Genomic DNA, 18,825 nt, shown 5'->3' with positions numbered 1-18,825 from the left:
GAAGAATATGGAGGAGCGATGCTCAGTCAAGCTCTGCGGGAGTTCGCGCTCCTGCGCCCGTCAGTCGGTCGATCTCTTACAGGCTTGATTGTCGGCGCCAGCGCGTCGCTGTGTTCGTTCTCGGCGGGCGCCTTTCAGATCGCGCCCCTGGGTTCCGAGTTCGAGTCGAGGCTCACCAACGAGCCGGAGGCGTCACTGGCTCGCACCGCTGGACGACTCGGCATCCTGATCAAGGGGCCAGTCCACGAAGAGCTCACCCAATTGGGAATGGGCTGCCCCGTCGAGCCGCCTTCCGGCCTCGTCTCGAACGCGGAGTGTGGAGTGCGGGACCGGCCGTTTGCATCAGCCTACGTGATCTATGGAGTGCGTTGGAACGATCTGCCGCCCTTTCGGTTGTCTTCGGAGGAGGGCAATTGCACCTACCTCGGTAAGTCCTGCAATGTGTCGCAGACTATTCGATTCTCAACGCAACCGCTGTGCTGGTACTGTCTGTTCAAAGATGCTGAAACCAAAGCCCAGACTCGACGGATCGTCGGTTGCAGCAAGGAAAAGGGTGTGCTGCGCGGCAATGTCATGACGCGCTCGCACTTCGGTGACCTGCAGTTTCTGCATGCCATGGCGAGCGAGGAAGGCGTCCATCCAGAAGCAACGCGCGCCAAAGTGCTCGACTGGTTGGAGTTTGCCTGGAAAGTTTCGTCGCGCGAGATCAAAGCCGACACGCTGCTGCGCGACGTAAAAATTGCCGCCATTCAGGAGCATTTCGGCTGCACAGAGTGGCGCGTCGTGGATCTCTATGTCCTAGGACAGCAAGACAAACTGGGGCGGTACCTGCACCAGGTGGCGTTCGGCTCCGTCTTGCATACGGTCCAGGACTCCTTTGCCGGAGCGCACGCGTCACGCGAAGCACGAGCGCCAGGCGGAATATGTACAGGCACGACACGAGATCGGCCACCGAGGATCGTGGAATTCCACACCTATGGAGCGCAGGACGGCGCACTTCATGACGAGCAAGACAGCCGCGACGCGATGACGCGGGTGAGTGCGGCCGATCGGTGGCCAGAGGCAGTGGAGGCGACACGCAACCTCGCTCAGTTCTATGAGGACAACGCCACCTGGAGCGAGGTGCAGCCGTACATGCAATGCTTGTTCGAACTCGCGGAGGATCGTCGCGATTCGTCGCCTGGAGAGGCGTATCGGCGTCACTAGCGCCGATAGGCGTTGCCGGTGAGTTCGGGACATGAGAAGGTGGGTGAGCGACTCACCAATACGATCGTTGCCAGAAATATAGGAGGTAAACGATGGGTCGGCGAAGCGGCTTTGAAGGTTTTCTGCGTGCCACGGCACGGGCAGTCGCAGCTGCGGAACGCGAGCGTCAGCGAGCAATCCGTGCGCAACAGACGCAATCTCGGCAGATCGAGCGTCAGCAGCGCATGGCGCTCGCACAGCAGACTCGGGAGGACCGCGCCGCGCACAAGCTTGCCAAGGCGCAGTATTTCGCCGATCGGCAGGGCGAGGCCGATGATCTGAATGCGGAGTTGAACGATCGATTGGAGGAACTGCAAGGCATCCTGGCGCACACGCTGTCTCTGGACGATCGGATAGACTTCGACGCGCTGAGACCGTTGGAGACATTTGAGCCGTTTCAGCCGCCCCCGGAACTCGCTCCAGGACGGGCGCCCCGGCCGTCAGACGTGCAGGCCCCGTCCGGATTGCGCAAGCTGATTCCCGGCGCAACCAAGAAGCACGCCGCGGCCCTGACGCAGGCAGCCAAAGAGCACGAAGCCGCTATCGCGCGATTCAATCACGCTGAAGCTGGTAAGCGTGAACAGTTCGGCAAGCTCAAGGCGGACTATGAACAGCGCAAACAGCTCTTCGACGAAGGTGTGCGGCGCCGCAACGCCGAGGTGGATGAGTTCCAGGCGGCATACCGAGCAAAGGAGCCCGATGCTGTGGTGGCCTACAACGAGATGGTGCTCGCCCGGTCGGAGTACCCTACCGAAGGATTCCCCCAGAAGTTTCGGACTGCCTACAGCGTCGATTCCGCAGAACTGGTTGTTGAGTACGACTTGCCCGAAGTGCAGGCGATCCCCAAGGAAGCGGACTACCGCTACGTCAAGACCAAGGATTCCATCGAGTCCAAATCGAGGAAACCTACTGAGATCAAGCAGATCTATCAAGACATTGTGGCATCGGTCGCCCTGCGCACCCTGCACGAGCTCTTCGAAGCTGATCAGGCTGACGCTTTGGCTCTCATCACGTTCAACGGCATGGTGGACACGCACGACCCGGCCAGCGGGCGTGAAGTCCGAGTTCCAGTCATTTCGGTACGGACGCCAAAGATCGAGTTCCTTGGACTGCGCCTAGAGAAAATCGACAAGGTGGCTTGCTTGCGCAACCTTGGTGCTCAAGTCTCCAGTCGCCCGGATGAGCTACAGGCGATAAAGCCAATCGTCGTGTTCGACATGGTCGACAAGCGCTTCATCGAACAGGGTGACGCGCTCTCGGGCCTCGAAACGCGTCCGAATCTGATGGACATGACACCATCTGCTTTCGAGGTGCTCGTGTCCAACCTGTTCGGCAAGATGGGGCTCGACACCAAGCTCACGCGCAGCTCAAGGGACGGCGGTGTGGACGCGGTGGCATTCGATACCCGGCCGGTACTGGGCGGCAAGGTGGTCATCCAGGCCAAGCGCTATCGCGACACGGTGGGCGTGAGCGCGGTGCGAGATCTGTACGGCACCATGCTCAATGAAGGAGCCAACAAGGGCATCCTCGTTTGCACCAGCGGCTACGGTCCGGATGCGTACAACTTTTCAAAGGACAAGCCCATTGAACTGATTGACGGAGGGGGTCTTCTCTACCTATTGCGCGAGCACGCGGGCGTGACGGCACGAATCGCTGCTTGATGGCTTGATTGGGACCAGCCGATGTGGCGAACCGAACCGTGTCCCATGACGCGCCTCACAGCCTTGTCGCCTTAGGGCTGGCCAGGCACGCCGAAACTGAAGAAGCACCGCAAAGAGCGACCAGGCCAGCAGGCGGCTAGGCAGGGCCTCCAGACCGACGAAGCGATAGACAAAGGTGGACATGACCGACCAATTAGGGCCGACGGACTGTACATCGCCGCCGGTGGTCCCATGGGAAGCATTCCACCACCTACGCCCGAGTGCCGAAATCCGCTCCAGCAGAGGCTCTCGGAGCAACCGTATCAAACTACACGGAAAGGACGACTACCCCAGACACTCATCCCCTTGCGCGCATTTCGAGCATGTTCGATGAAATCCGTATGCAATGTTCTCCTTGAGCAGGAGGCTGTACACCTCACCCCGAATGAACTCTCGAAGCTGGCGCGCCACGCCCGTATACGCGATCGCCAGCAACAGCAACAGCCGCTGCCGTACGTGACGCCGCAACCGCCGATGAGGGCGATGACCGCGGTCATCGCGGGATCCTTGTGCCCGAAGATGCACACCATCGGAATCAACAGGGGCAGGACGACGAGAAGCCCAGGAAAAATGCGAGCCTTGCGCTCGTAGGGGTCCAGCAAGCCGCCGACCAAGGCGCTCAGATTCATATCGATTCTCTCCTCCGCAGGTTGTTCAAGTAGGGTTGAAGCACATCTCTATTGAGCAGGATGATCTGCTGCGCGGGCGCCGCCATAGTCGCTTCCTGTTCCGCCTGCAGGCCGAGGCGGCGCAGCGCGTAGAACAGAAGGGCTTCCCGGCAAGTCAGCTCAAGCGTGCCATCAGTCATTCCGTACTCCATGCTGATCGCGCGCTTGGCGGCCGCCGACAGGTCCGAGTGGGGACCGATCTCGAGCGTCAGCAAGTGATTCCACTGTGCATCTTCCGCTCCCGTCCATACGGAGCGTTCGGAGAGTGACGCGTTCGTCATGCGGCCAAGGACGAAGTCCTGGTACTTCTCGCGCAGGTCGCAATAGGCCCGCACGTGCCAACGGAACCCGTCGAACCCAAGCGCGTGGGGGGAGATTTCGCGCTGCACCGGCTCGGGACGCTTCATGCCCTGGTACGCCATGGACACGCGACGTTGCTCGCGTATTGCCTGCAAGATGACGGACAACGTGCGCTCGTCCAGCAGCCGGCACGGAATCGGCGCCACGGCGACATCCGGGTGCCAGCCGATGAAACTGGCCTTCGGTTCAATCAAATCGGTGGAGAGCGCCAGCAGCTCGTTCAAGTACGCACCCAACGCGCTGCGCGCGTACATCGGCGTAAACCCCGCGGTTCTCATGTACGACTTGGCTTTGAGGTCGTACGCCAAGTTCATGGGGGCGGCCTCGTTGTACTTCGCAAGATCGGCCGAAGCCTGGGGGGCGGAGATGCCAAAGAACTCCATCAGGTCGCCACGGTTAACCCGCCCGTCCCAGCGCAGCCGGAACTCGATGAATTTCAGCCGCCGGTCCTGACTCCACGACGCCGCGTGGGGGGCGACCGGCCCATGTTCCGACGCGTCGTCTTGTGGATCCATGCGGTAAAACACAGTAAACTACTATGCCCAAGTTAGTTTGTCGGATAAACTGAGTATAACGTTAAATGAGGGCCTGAAATGCCAGCAACAATCACTTTCCACCCGGTCGGCTGCGGCGACATGACCTTGCTACAACTCGCCGACAGCGACCAAACAAGCATTCTTGTTGACATCAACATCCGTGCCGAGGCCGACGACCCGGATGGCGAGCATCGCGACGTGGCAGTGGATTTGCGCGGCCGCCTCAGGCGTGATGCGAAGAATCGGCCCTACGTCGATGCCTTCCTGATGACCCACCCGGACGAGGACCACATCCGCGGCCTGCAAAAGCATTTCCACCTCGGGCCGCTGGCCGAGTACGCCGACGACGAGAAGCCGAACGCGGAAAAGAAGATCGTGATCCGCGAGATCTGGTCCTCTCCGCTGGTGTACCGGCGAGCGTCCGACGCGCATGTCCTGTGCGACGACGCCAAGGCATTCAACAAGGAGGCGAAGCGGCGGGTCGAGGTCAACCGCACCAAGAATTTCGTGGGCGTGGAAGCCGGCGACCGCATCCTTGTGATGGGCGAGGACGAGGACGGCAAGACCGACGACTTGGATCCCATTCTGGTGAAGGCCGATGAGAGCTTCTCCAAGGTGAACGCGGTCAACAAGGCCGGCTACTTCACTGCGACCTTGATCGGCCCGCTGCCCAAGCAGGCTGACGCTGCCGAGGAAGAGAACCTCGGCAAGAACCACTCGAGCGTCATCCTGAACATGAAGATCGGAGCCGACGCCAAGACGCCTGACGGCTGTCGCTTCCTGGTCGCCGGTGACGCCGAAGTCCTGATTTGGGAACGCCTGTGGGCCAAGCACAAGAACGACAAGGCGGTGCTCGAGTACGACCTGTTGCTCGCACCGCACCACTGTTCCTGGCACACGCTATCCTGGGATAGCTGGTCGGAGCTGCGCGAGAAGGCCAAGGTCAGCGCGGACGCGCGCAGCGCCCTCTCGGTGACGCGCTCTGGCGCCGTGGTGGTCGCCAGCTCGCGGGCCATCAAGGACGACGACAAGGACCCGCCGTGCATCCGCGCCAAGCGCGAGTACGAGGCCATCGTGAACGATGTCGGCGGCAGCTTCCACTGCGTTGGCGAGAACCCGAACGAAAAGAACCCGGAGCCTCTGACCTTCAACGTGACCGCAGAGGGCGTGCAGGTGGCGGCCAAGCAGGAGGCCGGCCGCAGGGCGGCGGCCATCATCGGGTCGGCCGCGACGCCCCGGCCGCACGGGTGATCCCCGCCTTGCCAGCCGCTTCTGTTGCTGTGGACGACGCGGTGGCTGCGCTGCGCAGCCACTCGCAGGTCCGCAAGGTTCATCCACCAACGCAGATCGAAAGCTTCACCTTCGTTGCGGCTGAAATCAGCGTCAACCTGCCCAGCCGCGCGGCTGGCGGTGTGTCCGCCACCGGCGTGCGGGCGGCGGAGGAGCTGGTTTTCCGCTTCCCGGCCACTTACCCCATGGAGGGGCCGGTCCTTTTCCTGCGCCAGGACTTCCCGACAGCCCTGCCCCACATCAACCCGCACAAGGCTGGCAGCATGGTGCCGCCGTGCGTTTATCAGGGTTCGCTCAACGACCTGCTGCACGCAGCGGGTTTCGAAGCCGTCGTCGACCAGGCCGTCAGCTGGCTCGAACGCGCGGCCTCGGGGCAGCTGATGGCCCTGCAGCAAGGCTGGGAGCCGACGCGCCGCGGCGACTCCAAGATCCTGTTCAACTTCGACGCCGACGCGATGGTGGCTGCGCTGCCCCGAGACGGCGCCCCGGCACTGATCCCGTCGCGCTACGTGCAGATCGGCGATGACATCTTGCTGACGTTGGCGCAGGGCAAGACCGAGCCGACGCTGTTCTCACAAGGTGAGCGAACCACCAGGCGGGGAAAGCCGCTTCTGCACGGAGGCACCCCCGTCCTGGTGGCAATGGCGCCGTGGGAGGGCGACCACGCGCGGATTTTTGATACCTATCAGCCCGATACCGTCTACGACCTGGACACGCTGTCCCAGCGCGCGCATGAACTCGGGATCGACGCGAAGGCGCTGCGCGAGCAGCTCGATTCGATCTGTTCGCGTTCGAACTTGGTGGCCACCAGCGTGGAGCAATGGCCCTGGCCAGGCGACTTCGTGGTGGGCATTGTGCTGGCCGTACGCCGCCCCGTTCACCTGATCGGCTCGAGCAGGGAGATCGAGTTCATCCCGTACTTGATGCGGTTGCCGCGCACTGCCGCCAAGCCTGACATTGCGCAGGCGCAGCTTGTGCCCGCATACCACGTGCATCGGTTGAGCCCAAAACTGCTCGCACGCACCTCGGGATACGAGCAGGCTGACCTCGCCCAGCGTGTTGCCATCCTGGGTTGCGGAAGCCTGGGCTCCAAGATCGCGCTCCATCTCGGGCGCGCCGGATTTGGGCAACTCACCCTGGTGGATAACGAATCGCTCATGCCGCACAACCTGGCACGCCACGCTGCGGTCGACACCGATCCGCCCGACAAGGCGCTGAACTTGGGCGTTGTCATCGCGAATCTGGGGCATGCGCAAGTGAAGGCCGAGTCGACCGACATCATTCCCCTTTTGGAGGACGAGGCAAAGCTGCTGCAAGTGGCTGACTCCTCTACGCGGCTGATCGTCGATACCACGGCTTCCGCGCAAATCGCCGCAGCCGCCACCCACAGCGGGCCGCTCGCAACGGTATCCGGTCGGTTCGCGCGCAGCATGATGTACAACCGAGGTGCCGTCGCAGCCGTATTGCTCGAAGGGCCCTCGCGTCATCCGCGCTGCGACGATCTCCTCGCGCAGCTGTTTCGTTGGTGCCGTCTCGAGCCCGCCCTGCGGGCGGCCATCAAGGGCGACGCCAGCGATCTTGCCGAGGTGTTCGTCGGTGACAACTGCCGATCGATCACGATGCCCATGGCGGACAGCGCCATCTCGCGCGGTGCCGCCACCGTGTCGGTGCAGATTGAGAGGTGGCTGCTTGGCGGGTTGCCGGCCCACGGCGTGCTTGCAGTAGGTTTGGAAGGGGCCGATGGCATCGGAATGAGTTGGCATCCCCTGCCCGTTGACCCTGCCACGGAGCTCTTCGCAAGAGGTGACGGCGGCTGGAACGTGCGTGTCGGCGCCAACGTGGTCGAGGCGGTCACCCGAGACGCGGCCCGGTACAACCCCCTGGAGACCGGCGGTGCACTGTTGGGCCACATCGATTACTTCGGCCGCACGATCGTCATCGCCGAGGTCATCGATGCCCCACTTGACAGTATCCGGGAGCGGAATCGCTTCGTGCTCGGCACTCAGGGCCTGCAGCAGCTGCTGCACCAAGCCAGCGATGACACTTTGGGCTACCTGCACTACATCGGTACATGGCACTCCCACCCCATGGGCGGCGGCCATTCGACCATGGATCGCGACACGCTCGGTGCCATCGCTGACTTCGCACCCGGACTTCCGATCGTGTCGCTCGTCTGGAAACCCGATGGCTTCATTTGTGAAGTCGCCCGCCACTAGAACAATGATGAAGCTTGAAATATTCGATGTCGGTCATGGAGCCTGCGCTCTGCTGTCTGCCCACGGGCGCCATGTCATGATCGACTGCGCGTCGAGCTGCGAGTACGACTTCTATCCAGGCGACATGTTGGCCGACCGCGGCATCTCGAAGCTGGACGTGCTGATCGTCACAAACTACGACGAGGACCACGTACGGGGCCTGCCCAATCTGCTGAACCGAGTGGAGGTCGCGCGGCTGCGCCGGAACAAGAAGGTGTCGCCGGACACCATCAATCACTTGAAGGATCTCGAACCAGGTGACGGCATCGCAACGCTGATCGACATGCTCAGAGGTACACCGTCAGTGTGGCAGCGTCGAAGATCCCTGATGTCCGCATCAGCACTTACAGCAACGCGTACCCTGACTTCGAGGACGAAAACAACCTGAGCCTTGTCACCGTGCTGGAACTGGGCACAGCCGTGTTCCTGTTTCCGGGGGACATGGAGTGCGACGGCTGGGAGGCATTGCTGGATGCCAATCCTGCGTTGTGCAAGATCCTACCTCGCGTGACCGTGTTCATCGCTTCTCACCATGGGCGGGAGAGCGGCATCTGCGAACGGATCTTCGACAAGCTTGGCTGCGCCCCCAAGCTGATGGTGATCTCCGACAAGGGCTACATGTACGACAGCCAGGAAACGGTGCCCTACTATCGCTCCAAAGTTGATGGAGGCTGGCCATTTCGGGGCGAGAGGCGACACGTGCTGACGACGCGCCGAGACGGCTGCCTCACTTTCACCATCGAAAGGAAGCAAAACGGCCGCTGGTCGATGCGCGCCGACTGAACCGCCACGTGTACGCGCCAAGGGCTCGTACGGTCCCTAGAAAAGGAGGCGGAGTGTCATCTCTCCGCAGCGGCGCCAGCGCAGAGTCGCCAAGCGCTGTTCTCATTGCATCCGCAGCATCGCGATTGCTACCGGGCTAGGCACGCTGAGGGGAGGCCTCACGCGGAGCTCGCTGCGTTGGGAAAGCGCAGGCCCGAATGGCAGGACTGCATCGAGACGATGAAGATGTACCGCGGCTCGGCCTGACCACGATGCAGGGCAACCTCGCTTTCACGCAACTCCGCAAGCGCCGCGTTCAACTTTTGCCGCCGCCACCTTTTCTGTCTCGCGCCGCGCGGTCTCTCAGAGCAGGCGCGTGACGTTGCGAACGCTGGCTTTGCAGCACGGGACGCACCTTGGCAGATGATCACCCGACCACCTATGCGGAATTGGCAGAGAAGTACCAGGCTCCCAAGCTCGCGGACCATTCAACATGGATGCGCGGCGCGCAGCCGGCTTCGAGGAAGATGAGTTGCAAGCGCTCTTTAAGTGAAAGTTGCCCCGTTGGATCATGGCTGCCCAGGCGCGCTCGGGGTTGATGTCTTCGAAGCGGTCTTGCGCGCTGCTGTTTTCCTCGCGGGGCTCTTCGGCTGCATCAGGAAGTGCTCGCAGCTGAGGATCAACTCCCGGCCGTATGCCTTGGAAGCGTCCCATACAGCGGTGCGACTCACGGCCAGAAGCATGTAAGCGGCATGAGCGGCAGCAACGACCAGGACCACCGTGGTCTTGTTCCCCATCGGCGTGTCGATGTTCCACGACATGCGCCAAAGGATGAACGTGCAGACGGCTACGACGATGGCGTTCAGGCACAGCGCCAGCCCCTTGACTCCAAGCAGGTTGCGGCGAAAACCGTACGTGACGTTCTCCCCGAAGAGGATGGAGAACTTCTTTGTGTCGCGTGTGTTTTGACGAAGCCAGTTGCCGCACTGACCATAGAAGGAGTCTGCCGCAGCTTGGTCCCCATTCTCTTCTTCAGCACTAGGGGCTGCCGTGCCCAGCTTTCCCGCGAGCAAGGCTCGATAGCGATCTTTCGAACCTGCGTCGATAGTCGTGTCGTTCCTTCGAAACATGGTGATCGACGGCATTCCTTTGTGCTCATCGTAGAGCTTGCTTTCAATCGCGCGGCCACGAGCACGCGAGAAGTCCGCGATGGCATATAGGAGCACGAGAGACCCAAGCGATGCGATGAGGTTCGAAAGCCCAAACGACTTCCACGAGATCAAGAGCGTCAGTGCTGCAAGCGCGGGTGCCGCTGCGACGATGGCGGGGAACAACCTTGCGCGCAGCGAGTACGCATCGAACAGCTTAAATACTTCCATCACAGACCTTCCACCTCATTAGCAAACTCTTCCGCAGTTGCAGGAACCATATTGGGATGACCGGGGCCGCCATACTGCGAGATCCATTGCGTACGCGTGGAGTAGACCTTGAAGCCCCTGCGCATGAAAGCGTTCTTCACTTGTCCTCGCGGGTAGTCGTGCTTATTTGAGCCAACCGAGCAGAACGCGGTGCCTACTTCTGTGCCTTTCGGTTGCTTTGGTCCAAGCCACCTGTCCAGTACTTCAGGAGTCACGTTGTGTCTGCTTCCATGGTGGGGCACTTGCACGAATGTGGGCCTGCCAAAACCAAGTTCGTGGCCGAAATCGGCTGCCTCTGTCAGTCCGACCGGACCAACGTCGGCGGTAAGCAACACGGCTTTGCCTCCAAGTACGGCGTACTGCACCACGCAGCTTTCATTTGATGCCGACGTTTCGGCATTTTCCGCAAGCGTTTCCACGTCCCACTTCTCTTCCAGCCACTTCTTTGCGCCTTCGACGAAAGACCGCAGCAAACCAAAACCTCGTGCACCTGCTGCTTCGGTCGTATACCTGTCAGGCGTCTTGCCAAAGTCGGGAATCGAGTTGATGTACCGTTCCCTTTTGGGTGCTAGGACAGTGAATTCCCCGATCTTCGCACCCTGAAAGACCTCGTGAATCGCGGTGCCCTGTTCAATGGCGAGCCTCTCAAGTTCCACCAGATACGGATGCCGCTCCTTGATGTCGTCGATCAGGCCTTGCAGCGTGAAGTTGCCGTGGAAGTGTTCAAGAATTTGCGCTGCGTAGAGCCACGGTCTGTTCATCCACAGATTGTTGACCTTGAAATTTTCCATCACACCAACGAGCCCGTTCGCGTGGTCATTGTCCGCGTGCGAAAGCACCATGTGGTTGATGTGGTAGCCCGGGTAGAACTTGTTGATGTGGTTAGTGATGGTTTCAGCCGTTTCGCTGCGGCCACCATCGACAACGTGGAGGAAGTAGCCAGGGTCCTCGGTGCCGTAGCGGATGACGATTGCGTCTCCGGAGCCTTCCCCCACGGGCAAGAAATCGATCTCATACTTCAACGCCGCTTCTCCTCGATTTTTCGAAGCCCCAATCGTAAGACACGCAGCGGTGTACTACTGTATGTTTGCACAGCCTATTTGGGTACGCCGCATAGGCAAGGGCTTCATCCGTTAAAGAATTAAAACCGGTGCCGAGCTGAAATGCGGAGCGGATGCGGAACGTTCCGAGTTTTATTGATGGGAACTCTCGATCGATACGCCATAGAACCATGGTGCCGCGGCTGGAATCGAACCCGCACACCTTTCGGCGGGGGATTTTGAGTCCCCAGATCGAATGTGGGCTCGTAGCGAGGCAAATTGCTGACCAAAGATGAAAACCTCTCCCTCCCCCCGCTCAAGACTTCCGCCGTCGCCGCGCGGTGCTGTCGCCCCTCGCAGCTGACTTGCTGATCAGGGCCTCGCCCAGCATCCGCCGCGTCTTCTCGTGCGAGGCTTTTTCATCGTCGATTCGGTCCCCAAGCGCTTCGACGCTCGCCCCGAGCGCTTCGGCCTGCGTTCGTGCCTGCGCCAGGTCAATGCCTTGGGCGGCCAGCTGCTCGCGCAGCACGGCCTCGGCTCGTCGCGCCGCTTCTTGAACTAGGTGCAGCTTCTCGAGCTCTCCCTCCAGCCGCTTGGCCGCCGCTTCCTCGCCTTTGACTCGCCGCTGCTGCTCCCTGGCCAACTCGGATTCCAGCGCCTTGGCCGTTTGTGTCAGTGGTCTTCCAATAATCCCCAGTTGTGGTCGTCGAATTTTCCCCACCCATCAACGCCAAGGAGCCAACGATGGAAGTGGAAGTTCAACCGGTCTTGGAGCCGGATGAGAGTCGCGCAGCACAGGGCCCGAGGGCCCTGTGCTGCGCGGGCGCTACGGTGCCCGTGTTCAACGAGGACACGGAGGCGCCGGTGCTGGGTCAACAACAATGGGAAGCGGTTCATGAGCGGCGGGCGCGAGGCCAGAGCATCTCGGCGATCTCGCGCGAACTCGAGGTGGACCGCAAGACGGTTCGTACCTGCCTGCAGCAGGCGTCATGGCAGCCGTACCGCCGCGCCGAGGGTGACAGCCTGCTGAGCCCACATCGCGAGTGGCTGGCGCAGCGAGCGCCCGGTGTGAACTATTCGGCGCGCATCCTGTGGCAGGAACTTCGCGCGCAGCGCGGCTTCAGGGGCAGCTATGTGATCGTTCGGCGCGCAGTGGCGCCGCTGCGCTCGGCAGCATCGGTGAGCGCATTGACGCAACGTCGCTTCGAGACCGGCCCCGGCGAGCAGGCGCAGTGCGACTGGGGCCAAATCACTGTGCCGCTGGGCGGCGTGCGCACGGAGATCCACATCTTCGTAATGACGCTGGGCTACAGCCGGCGCGGCTTCGCGTTGGGCTTCCTGCGCGAGCGCATGGGCGACTTGCTGGCCGCACATGAGGCGGCGTTCGCCCACTTCGGCGGACGCTGCGAGTTTCTGCTTTATGACCGCATGCGCACCGTCGTGCTGGGCACCAGCGAGGGCAGGCCGCGGCTGAACCCTACGTTCGCCGCGTTCGCGGGGCACTGGGGCTTCACGCCACGGCTGTGTCAGCCCTACCGTGCCCAAACCAAGGGCAAGGTCGAGTCCGGCGTCAAGTACGTCAAGCGCAACTTCGCGCCGGGCCGGGTGTTTCGTGACCTGGACGACTTCAACGCGCAGCTCGCCGCCTGGCAGATCGAGGTCGCGGACCTGCGCGTACACGGCACCACGCACCAGCGGCCGATCGATCGCTTCTCCGATGAGGCGCGCGCCCTGGCACCCACCGCTGGCCACGCCAGCTTCCTGCAGGCGATGGTGCGCGATCGCGTGGTCGCCGACGACTGGTTGGTGAGCATTGACGGCAACCGCTACTCAGTGCCGTTCGTGCTGATCGGCAAGACCGTGCAGGTCGTGCGCGTAGGCGGCTCGTGGGTCATACGGCACCGCGGCGCCGTGGTCGCCGAGCACGCCATACTGGCCGGCCGCGCTCAGTTGAGCGTGCGCCCCGAGCATGGTCCCGGAGCAGCGGCGCGCAACGCGCGGCAGCGCTACTCGGCGCCACGCTCATCAGCGACGCGGGACCCGTTGCGCGAGGTCGAGGTGCGTGACCTGGCGGTCTACGAGCGCTTGATCGGCACCGAGCTCGTGGGGGTGGCGGCATGAGCAGGAACACGGCCAAGGCAGCGTCGGCGGCCGCCATCGCCACGGCGGCCATCATGACCACCCCTGCGCAACTGGAGCGCCTGGGCGAGCACCTACGCAAGCTCAGACTGGTCAAGAGCGGCGAGCGACTCGAAGCTCTCCTGCAACAGGCCGCGGCCGACGAGTTGCCCTATGCGGAGTTCCTTGAGCAATTGCTCAGCGAGGAAGTCGCTACCAAGACGAGCAAGAACATTGCCATGCGCACTGCAATGGCACGCCTGCCGTTCGTCAAGCCTCTGGAGACCTTCGACTTCGACTATCAGCCTTCCATCGATCGCAAGCAACTGCTCGCCTTGGCCAGCTGCCACTTCATCGAGCATGGAGACAACGTCATCGTTCTCGGGCCGCCGGGCGTAGGCAAGACACACTTGGCTGTCAGCCTGGGCCTGAAGGCCATAGAGGCGGGCTACCGCGTGCTGTTCACGACGGCCGCCAGCCTGATCGAGAAACTGACCAAAGCGCACGCCGAGGGCCGCCTAGAGGACAAGCTCAAGATCTACACCGCACCGCGACTTCTGATCATCGATGAGATCGGCTACCTGCCGATCGATCGCGTAGGCGCCAACCTGTTCTTCCAGCTCATCAGCCGGCGTTACGAGCGCGGACCGATGATCCTGACCAGCAACCAGAGCTTCGGCGCATGGGGAGAGGTCTTCGGCGATCGAATCATCGCCACTGCGATCCTGGATCGCCTGTTGCATCACGCCGTGACGATGAACATTCGTGGCAATTCGTACCGTCTGAAGGACAAGCTCAAAGCGGGATTGGTCCGCTCACACGACGACAACGCATCTCAACCGGGTGGGGAAATTTGAACGACCACGACTGAGGAGAATCCGGCGACCCTTGACACCGTTTGCCTGGCGCGATCCACTTCCGCCAGCATCCGCCGCTCCTGCGCGGCGTGCCGCTCTTCGGCTTGGCGCAGGTCCTGGTCGCGCGCTGCCATCGCCTCAGCATGCTCCCGACGCATTCGTTCCTGGGTTTCGCCAGCTTGAGAGAGCAGGGCGGTCAGCCGCTTGATGTCGTCGTCCAGGCCCATCCTCACTCGATGTGCCTCGATCGCGTGCTCCTTAAGCTGCAGTTCCAGGGTTTCACGCGCCTGCTGCGAGGAGGCCAGCGCCGAGTCCAGGCTCACCCGTGCCTGTTCGAAGGCCACCTCCCGCTGCGCCAGCGCTGCCTGCGCCTCGGCCAGCGCGTCCTCGCGCGCCTGAAGCTCTGTGCGCATCGATTCGAGCTCGCCGCGCTGAACTTCCTCTGCCTCGCGCCGCGCCGTCTCCCAGAGCAGCTTCGCGGCGTTGCGCACGCCCATCGGCATGCCATCCGGATCGTTGCCAGCCGACCGGTGGGACGTTGAACCTACCAGCCGTTCTCCGAGCGAAGCGAACCATCGCTCGAGCATCGGGCTCACGGTGTTGGGCGAGCCGCGTCCGATCTTCTGGCGCACGCGCTCGATCGTGGGCCGCAGGCCTTCATGCAGCAGCACGTCGGCCGCGCCCCAGACGTCGTCTTCCTGAATCCCGCGGGAGAGTGTTTGTCGAATCTCAGCCATTTAGCCCCTCGTACTTTCGTGAAACGACCGCCCTGCCCCGTCCAATATTTACCCTCGATAAGGGATAGTTATCGATAGCTATACCTGGGAGGAGGGCGCTGCGCCGCCCGCCCAGGTCGGGCAGTGCGCGTGACCAGGTGGAACTTGGCGCATAGCAATTGCCCTACAATTGCTATCATGAAAACCGCCCAATTGCCTCCCGTACGCGTCGAGCCATCCGTGCGCAATGAAATCGAGAGCGTGCTACGCCAAGGCGAAACTCTGTCGCAGTTTGTGGAGAACGCGGCCGTGCAGGCCGCCCAGCGCCGCAGATCTCAGGAAGAGTTCCTCGCGCGCGGCCGCGATTCATTGAAACGTGCAAAGAAGAGCGGCGAGTACTACTCTGCCAAGGACGCGCTCGACACGATGCAAGCGCGCCTCGATGCGCGCATTTCGCAGCTCGTGGATGAGAAGCACGGGGGAACCGCTCGTTCGTGACTTACACAGTCACCCTGACGCGTGAGGCGCTTGAGGACCTGCTGCGTCTTGAGGACTTTCTCGTCGAGTCTGCTCTGCAGCATGGAGACATTGATCTGCCGCGCCGTGCAATAGCGGCCATCCGAAGGGAGTTCCGAATACTGGAGACGAATCCGTTCACTTGCCGCATCGCCGACGCTGACCGGCTCGAGCGCGAACTGGTCATTCCATTCGAGGCCTCGGGGTATGTGGCTTTGTTTCGAGTCATCAGCGAACGCGAGGTCGTGGTTGCTGCGATCCGCCACCAGCGCGAAGATGACTACCACTAGCATCGGACTCGGGAATGCCGCCGGTCTTCGAGCCGTGCACATCCGCATCCGACCTTCGCAAGCCCCACAAGCAACGGGCCGGTGCGGCGGAGCAGGGCAGAGTGGCGGCGTCCCGTTGACGTCCGCAGTGCGTATGTATACGCAAGGAGGCCCTATGACCTACGCTCGTGTTTTCCAGTCCGGCAATAGCAGGCAGTACGCTTACCGAAGGAGTTTTGATTGACGGCCGAGCAGGTGGAAATCTTCCGCCAAGGCAACGATATCGTTCTGCGTGAGCGGCCCGCGAGCGCAGCCGCCATCTTTGACGCCCTCGTCGGCATGCCCACGGACTTCATAGCCGATGGCCGAAGCGATAGCGCTCCCCAAGAGCGGGGGTCATTTTGAATGCCATTCGCCGTCTTCTCGACGCCAACATCTGCGTCTACATCGCCAAGCACAATCCGGCCGCGGTTCGAGCGCGCTATGAGCAACTGAGCGCCGACGCCCTGGCGATGTCGCTCAGTACGCTGGGCGAACCGCAACACGGCGCTGAAAACGCCAGTCCGTACCAGGGCCCTGGACGCGCTTCGCCAACTGCAGGACGTCATCCAGGTGGCGCCGCTGACAGAAGGCGGTGGGCCAGCACTACGGCCAGGTCCGCAGCGTCCTCCAGCGCAACGGCAAACCCATCGGATTGGCTACCGGGAGCGGTCCGTACCACACAATACAATGTGTCTTATGTTAAATAAGCAATCAAAAATGCCCATCGACTCACTGCTCTCCGAACTCACCGCGAAAGAATGGCAGCAATGTCTTGACGCTCCCCCAGCAGACGGGCGACGTCGAGATGGTCATCCGCTTCAAAGTAGAACCACTGCACGGGAAAGCCCGTGACGCGCCATGCGCGGAGCCGCGGTATGTCACACAGTTTCCCGAGCCGCGGCGATCCCATAGCCGGCATGCGCTGAATTGGCTCCAGCGCAGCCAGGGCTGCGTCGAAGAATCGCTCGCCAAGTGCACGATCGCCCTCCCGTACGTAGTACTGAGCGATTTCGACAAGATCTTGCTCCGCCAGCGGCCTTAGCTTCGCGCGCTTCAACGCGAGCTTCCCAACGCTTTTTCTTTCAATTCAGCAGCGACCTTTCGAGTGACCAAGCGCCCCTTTCCCGACTCGAGCCCCTCTTTGATCAGTTCACGCAGCTGCTTCTTGGCCTGATCCTCCTGATCCTTGCGAATCAATTCCCGAAGGTACTCGCTCGTGTTCCCATAAGCACCAGAGCGCACCCGTTGATCAACGTAACTGCGCAAGGCCTCAGGAAGCGCGAAGCTCATAGTGTTGGTGCTCATGGGGCAAATCTTGGCCTCACTATCAATAGTTGTCAATACCATCAGCCGCGCGGGAGCATCTATCAGACAAGTAGCCGTGTGAATTGGCGAGTCTCAGCGGGAGCGCAAACGCGCGTCTCTGTCGGCGGCGTCCAACATGGTCTTGTTGCTCAAGCCGTCAAGTCCCAAGTGCAGGCCGCCCTTGCCTCTATAGACGGGAAGGCGTACGGGTTTCGATTGCGTTGGGCGCGAGTGCAGACGCAGTTGTAGCCCCTCTTCAATCAAGCGCGCCAGACTCGTGCGCTGTTGCGCGCAGCCAACGTCTTGGCTTCGGCCAGCAATGTGTCGTCGAGGTTCAGCGTGATCTTCATGGCCGGTCAGACGTTAGGAAGTGAGTACGGATTTCTGTATCGCAGGGGCTCGAGTTGGACCAGGCCATCCCCTGTTTTGGCTGAGACCTGCAAGATCGGTTATGTTAAGTAGCTCGTCATCATGCTGCCTGCGTTTGAGGGCTCCGGATAGAAGGCAACTCGCAACAAGCTAGTCGAGGCTGGGTGATCCGGCGACGAGGCCAATGCCGACAGAGGCCAAGGTGGCGCACCCGATCCCCTGACCGTGCCGTACCGATCCCCCAATGGGCCGGGCGATGAGACGGGTCGTTCTCGGCCGCTGCGCGCAAGCTGGCAATGGGTCCCCTTGCTGGTGCAGTCCACGAAGGTGCTGCAGAACCACCGAGGCATGCTGACCAACGCGTTGGGCGTGATCCGGCACACCGGGCTGACGCCTGCCGCCAGGCTGCTGCACATCATGCCGATGCATCACACGAACGGCGTGAACAACCAGTTGCTGGCACCGCTCGCGGCCGGGAGCACCATCGTGCTGGCGGCCCGCTTCAGGGCAGAGCAGATGCCCGATCTCATGGCCGCCGCACAGCCGACGATCGTGACCGGCGTGCCGACGATGTTCGCGCGCATGTTGCCGCTGAACTTCCCGCCACCCTCGCTCGCCTCGCTGCGCATGATGCGCTGCGGCTCCGCGCCGATCACGCAAGAACTGCACCGGCACATCGAGGACAAGTTCGGCCTGCCGCTGGTAATTTCATACGGCTTGTCCGAAGCGACGTGCACGTCCACCATGAATCCTCCAGAACGACGCAAGATCGGCTCCGTCGGTACGGCGCTCCAGGGCCAGTCGGTCTTCCTGCGCGGCGCGGATGGAGAACGCGTCGCCGAGCCCGGCGTGGATGGGGAGATCTGCATTGCCGGACCGAGCCTGATGAGCGGCTATCTCCTGGAAGGCGGCACTGGCCTCGCGCAGTCGCCGGGTGGGGAGTTGCGCACCGGCGACCTGGGCCGCTTCGACGAAGACGGCTACCTGTTCGTGACCGGCCGGCTGAAGGACGTGATCATCCGCGGAGGCGAGAACCTGTCACCCCACCTGATCGAGGAAGCGATTGCGGCGTTGCGCGGGGTGGCGGCCTGCTGCGTAGTGGGGAAGGCTCATGCGGACCTCGGTGAAGACCCGGTCGCGGTCATCGTGCGGCAGCGCAATCCGGAAGGTGCGGCGCTGGAATGCGAAACGATCCGGCGCGCGGTGGCCGCGCGCCTGTCGCCCATCCACCAGCCCGCCGCGACGCACTTCGTCGAATCGCTGCCCGAGAACGGCACGGGCAAGATCGATCGCAAGAGGGTGAGAGAGAGAGCGTGGCCGCCTTGTGACCGGAATGAAATAGGCTAAGGAAACATGCCA

Annotated in this window: 19 protein-coding genes and 1 pseudogene; 12 read left to right on the top strand and 8 right to left on the bottom strand. The window is 62.1% G+C overall.

Annotated features, from left to right (window positions below; all coding sequences use genetic code 11):
- Positions 1-18: 18 nt before the first annotated feature.
- Positions 19-1,206 carry a hypothetical protein gene (locus tag ACMGEZ_RS26980; protein WP_436825350.1) on the top strand — a complete coding sequence of 396 codons (1,188 nt, stop codon included), beginning with the start codon at positions 19-21 and terminating at the stop codon, positions 1,204-1,206.
- Positions 1,207-1,298: 92 nt separating this feature from the next.
- The gene (locus ACMGEZ_RS26975; RefSeq protein ID WP_436825349.1) at positions 1,299-2,906 is read left to right on the top strand and encodes a restriction endonuclease; all 1,608 of its coding nucleotides are present in this window, start codon (positions 1,299-1,301) and stop codon (positions 2,904-2,906) included.
- Positions 2,907-3,208: 302 nt separating this feature from the next.
- Here ACMGEZ_RS26975 and ACMGEZ_RS26970 read toward each other — a convergent pair whose 3' ends face one another.
- Both ACMGEZ_RS26970 and ACMGEZ_RS26965 read right to left on the bottom strand, forming a co-directional pair.
- Positions 3,209-3,574 (bottom strand): hypothetical protein, encoded by a 366-nt coding sequence (locus tag ACMGEZ_RS26970; protein ID WP_436825348.1) that lies wholly within the window; start codon positions 3,572-3,574, stop codon positions 3,209-3,211.
- Positions 3,571-4,488, bottom strand: coding sequence for a WYL domain-containing protein (locus ACMGEZ_RS26965; RefSeq protein WP_436825347.1), 918 nt, complete (start codon positions 4,486-4,488; stop codon positions 3,571-3,573). The genes ACMGEZ_RS26970 and ACMGEZ_RS26965 overlap by 4 nt, the downstream gene beginning before the upstream one ends.
- A gap of 78 nt (positions 4,489-4,566) precedes the next feature.
- On the opposite strand from ACMGEZ_RS26965, the gene mblB reads away from it, so the two are divergent.
- From mblB to ACMGEZ_RS26940, 5 genes and pseudogenes are all read left to right on the top strand, one after another.
- Entirely contained in the window at positions 4,567-5,760 is a 1,194-nt protein-coding gene (mblB, locus tag ACMGEZ_RS26960) for an anti-phage 6A-MBL system MBL-fold protein (protein ID WP_436825346.1), read from the top strand.
- A gap of 41 nt (positions 5,761-5,801) precedes the next feature.
- The gene (gene cap2-3, locus ACMGEZ_RS26955; RefSeq protein WP_436825345.1) at positions 5,802-8,015 is read left to right on the top strand and encodes an anti-phage 6A-MBL system cap2_3 protein; all 2,214 of its coding nucleotides are present in this window, start codon (positions 5,802-5,804) and stop codon (positions 8,013-8,015) included.
- 7 nt (positions 8,016-8,022) lie between these two features.
- The gene (locus tag ACMGEZ_RS26950; protein WP_436825344.1) at positions 8,023-8,442 is read left to right on the top strand and encodes an MBL fold metallo-hydrolase; all 420 of its coding nucleotides are present in this window, start codon (positions 8,023-8,025) and stop codon (positions 8,440-8,442) included.
- An 11-nt stretch (positions 8,443-8,453) separates the two neighbouring features.
- On the top strand, positions 8,454-8,837 hold the full coding sequence (locus ACMGEZ_RS26945) for a ComEC/Rec2 family competence protein (RefSeq protein WP_436825343.1): 384 nt from the start codon (positions 8,454-8,456) through the stop codon (positions 8,835-8,837).
- Between the two features lie 401 nt (positions 8,838-9,238).
- Positions 9,239-9,369, top strand: a pseudogene (locus ACMGEZ_RS26940) (DUF455 domain-containing protein); the annotation flags it as partial.
- A gap of 16 nt (positions 9,370-9,385) precedes the next feature.
- On the opposite strand, the gene ACMGEZ_RS26935 reads toward ACMGEZ_RS26940, so the two are convergent.
- From ACMGEZ_RS26935 to ACMGEZ_RS26925, 3 genes are all read right to left on the bottom strand, one after another.
- Entirely contained in the window at positions 9,386-10,195 is an 810-nt protein-coding gene (locus ACMGEZ_RS26935; RefSeq protein WP_436825342.1) for a hypothetical protein, read from the bottom strand.
- Positions 10,195-11,256 (bottom strand): ComEC/Rec2 family competence protein, encoded by a 1,062-nt coding sequence (locus ACMGEZ_RS26930; RefSeq protein WP_436825341.1) that lies wholly within the window; start codon positions 11,254-11,256, stop codon positions 10,195-10,197. Before ACMGEZ_RS26930 ends, ACMGEZ_RS26935 begins: the two co-directional genes overlap by 1 nt.
- Positions 11,257-11,590: 334 nt before the next feature.
- Positions 11,591-11,917, bottom strand: a complete 327-nt coding sequence (locus tag ACMGEZ_RS26925; RefSeq protein ID WP_436825340.1) for a hypothetical protein — start codon at positions 11,915-11,917, stop codon at positions 11,591-11,593.
- A 101-nt stretch (positions 11,918-12,018) separates the two neighbouring features.
- Between ACMGEZ_RS26925 and istA the strand changes: the two genes are divergently transcribed.
- Together istA and istB are read left to right on the top strand one after the other, a co-directional pair.
- Positions 12,019-13,395: an IS21 family transposase gene (gene istA, locus ACMGEZ_RS26920; protein WP_436825339.1), complete on the top strand. Its 1,377-nt coding sequence runs from the start codon at positions 12,019-12,021 to the stop codon at positions 13,393-13,395.
- A 71-nt stretch (positions 13,396-13,466) separates the two neighbouring features.
- A complete protein-coding gene (gene istB / locus ACMGEZ_RS26915) occupies positions 13,467-14,249 on the top strand; it encodes an IS21-like element helper ATPase IstB (RefSeq protein WP_436825369.1) in 783 nt (260 codons plus the stop codon).
- Here istB and ACMGEZ_RS26910 read toward each other — a convergent pair.
- A complete protein-coding gene (locus ACMGEZ_RS26910) occupies positions 14,228-14,986 on the bottom strand; it encodes a DNA-binding protein (protein WP_436825338.1) in 759 nt (252 codons plus the stop codon). The two genes, istB and ACMGEZ_RS26910, sit on opposite strands and share 22 nt — an antisense overlap.
- A 177-nt stretch (positions 14,987-15,163) precedes the next feature.
- Here ACMGEZ_RS26910 and ACMGEZ_RS26905 point away from each other — a divergent pair, with 177 nt between their 5' ends.
- Positions 15,164-15,463, top strand: a complete 300-nt coding sequence (locus ACMGEZ_RS26905; RefSeq protein ID WP_436825337.1) for a YlcI/YnfO family protein — start codon at positions 15,164-15,166, stop codon at positions 15,461-15,463.
- Positions 15,460-15,771 carry a type II toxin-antitoxin system RelE/ParE family toxin gene (locus tag ACMGEZ_RS26900; RefSeq protein ID WP_436825336.1) on the top strand — a complete coding sequence of 104 codons (312 nt, stop codon included), beginning with the start codon at positions 15,460-15,462 and terminating at the stop codon, positions 15,769-15,771. The genes ACMGEZ_RS26905 and ACMGEZ_RS26900 overlap by 4 nt, the downstream gene beginning before the upstream one ends.
- Positions 15,772-16,537: 766 nt before the next feature.
- Here the strand turns inward: ACMGEZ_RS26900 and ACMGEZ_RS26895 are convergent.
- Both ACMGEZ_RS26895 and ACMGEZ_RS26890 read right to left on the bottom strand, forming a co-directional pair.
- Positions 16,538-16,849 carry a type II toxin-antitoxin system RelE/ParE family toxin gene (locus ACMGEZ_RS26895; RefSeq protein WP_436825335.1) on the bottom strand — a complete coding sequence of 104 codons (312 nt, stop codon included), beginning with the start codon at positions 16,847-16,849 and terminating at the stop codon, positions 16,538-16,540.
- Complete coding sequence (locus ACMGEZ_RS26890; RefSeq protein ID WP_436825334.1) at positions 16,846-17,097, bottom strand: type II toxin-antitoxin system ParD family antitoxin; 252 nt, start codon at positions 17,095-17,097, stop codon at positions 16,846-16,848. Before ACMGEZ_RS26890 ends, ACMGEZ_RS26895 begins: the two co-directional genes overlap by 4 nt.
- A gap of 594 nt (positions 17,098-17,691) precedes the next feature.
- Between ACMGEZ_RS26890 and ACMGEZ_RS26885 the strand changes: the two genes are divergently transcribed.
- Positions 17,692-18,813: a class I adenylate-forming enzyme family protein gene (locus tag ACMGEZ_RS26885; RefSeq protein ID WP_436825333.1), complete on the top strand. Its 1,122-nt coding sequence runs from the start codon at positions 17,692-17,694 to the stop codon at positions 18,811-18,813.
- Positions 18,814-18,825: the final 12 nt, after the last annotated feature.

Source organism: Variovorax stachyos (assembly GCF_051400855.1).
GTDB lineage: Bacteria > Pseudomonadota > Gammaproteobacteria > Burkholderiales > Burkholderiaceae_C > Variovorax.
This window is presented reverse-complemented; position numbering and strand designations above follow the sequence as displayed.

What these genes read in the sequence shown, in the direction of transcription:
- ACMGEZ_RS26980 (WP_436825350.1), top strand. Translation starts at nt 19, where the DNA reads ATGCTCAGTCAAGCTCTGCGGGAGTTCGCGCTCCTGCGCCCGTCAGTC.
- ACMGEZ_RS26975 (WP_436825349.1), top strand. Translation starts at nt 1,299, where the DNA reads ATGGGTCGGCGAAGCGGCTTTGAAGGTTTTCTGCGTGCCACGGCACGG.
- ACMGEZ_RS26970 (WP_436825348.1), bottom strand. Translation starts at nt 3,574, where the DNA reads ATGAATCTGAGCGCCTTGGTCGGCGGCTTGCTGGACCCCTACGAGCGC.
- ACMGEZ_RS26965 (WP_436825347.1), bottom strand. Translation starts at nt 4,488, where the DNA reads ATGGATCCACAAGACGACGCGTCGGAACATGGGCCGGTCGCCCCCCAC.
- mblB (WP_436825346.1), top strand. Translation starts at nt 4,567, where the DNA reads ATGCCAGCAACAATCACTTTCCACCCGGTCGGCTGCGGCGACATGACC.
- ACMGEZ_RS26950 (WP_436825344.1), top strand. Translation starts at nt 8,023, where the DNA reads ATGAAGCTTGAAATATTCGATGTCGGTCATGGAGCCTGCGCTCTGCTG.
- ACMGEZ_RS26935 (WP_436825342.1), bottom strand. Translation starts at nt 10,195, where the DNA reads ATGGAAGTATTTAAGCTGTTCGATGCGTACTCGCTGCGCGCAAGGTTG.
- istA (WP_436825339.1), top strand. Translation starts at nt 12,019, where the DNA reads ATGGAAGTGGAAGTTCAACCGGTCTTGGAGCCGGATGAGAGTCGCGCA.
- ACMGEZ_RS26910 (WP_436825338.1), bottom strand. Translation starts at nt 14,986, where the DNA reads ATGGCTGAGATTCGACAAACACTCTCCCGCGGGATTCAGGAAGACGAC.
- ACMGEZ_RS26905 (WP_436825337.1), top strand. Translation starts at nt 15,164, where the DNA reads ATGAAAACCGCCCAATTGCCTCCCGTACGCGTCGAGCCATCCGTGCGC.
- ACMGEZ_RS26890 (WP_436825334.1), bottom strand. Translation starts at nt 17,097, where the DNA reads ATGAGCACCAACACTATGAGCTTCGCGCTTCCTGAGGCCTTGCGCAGT.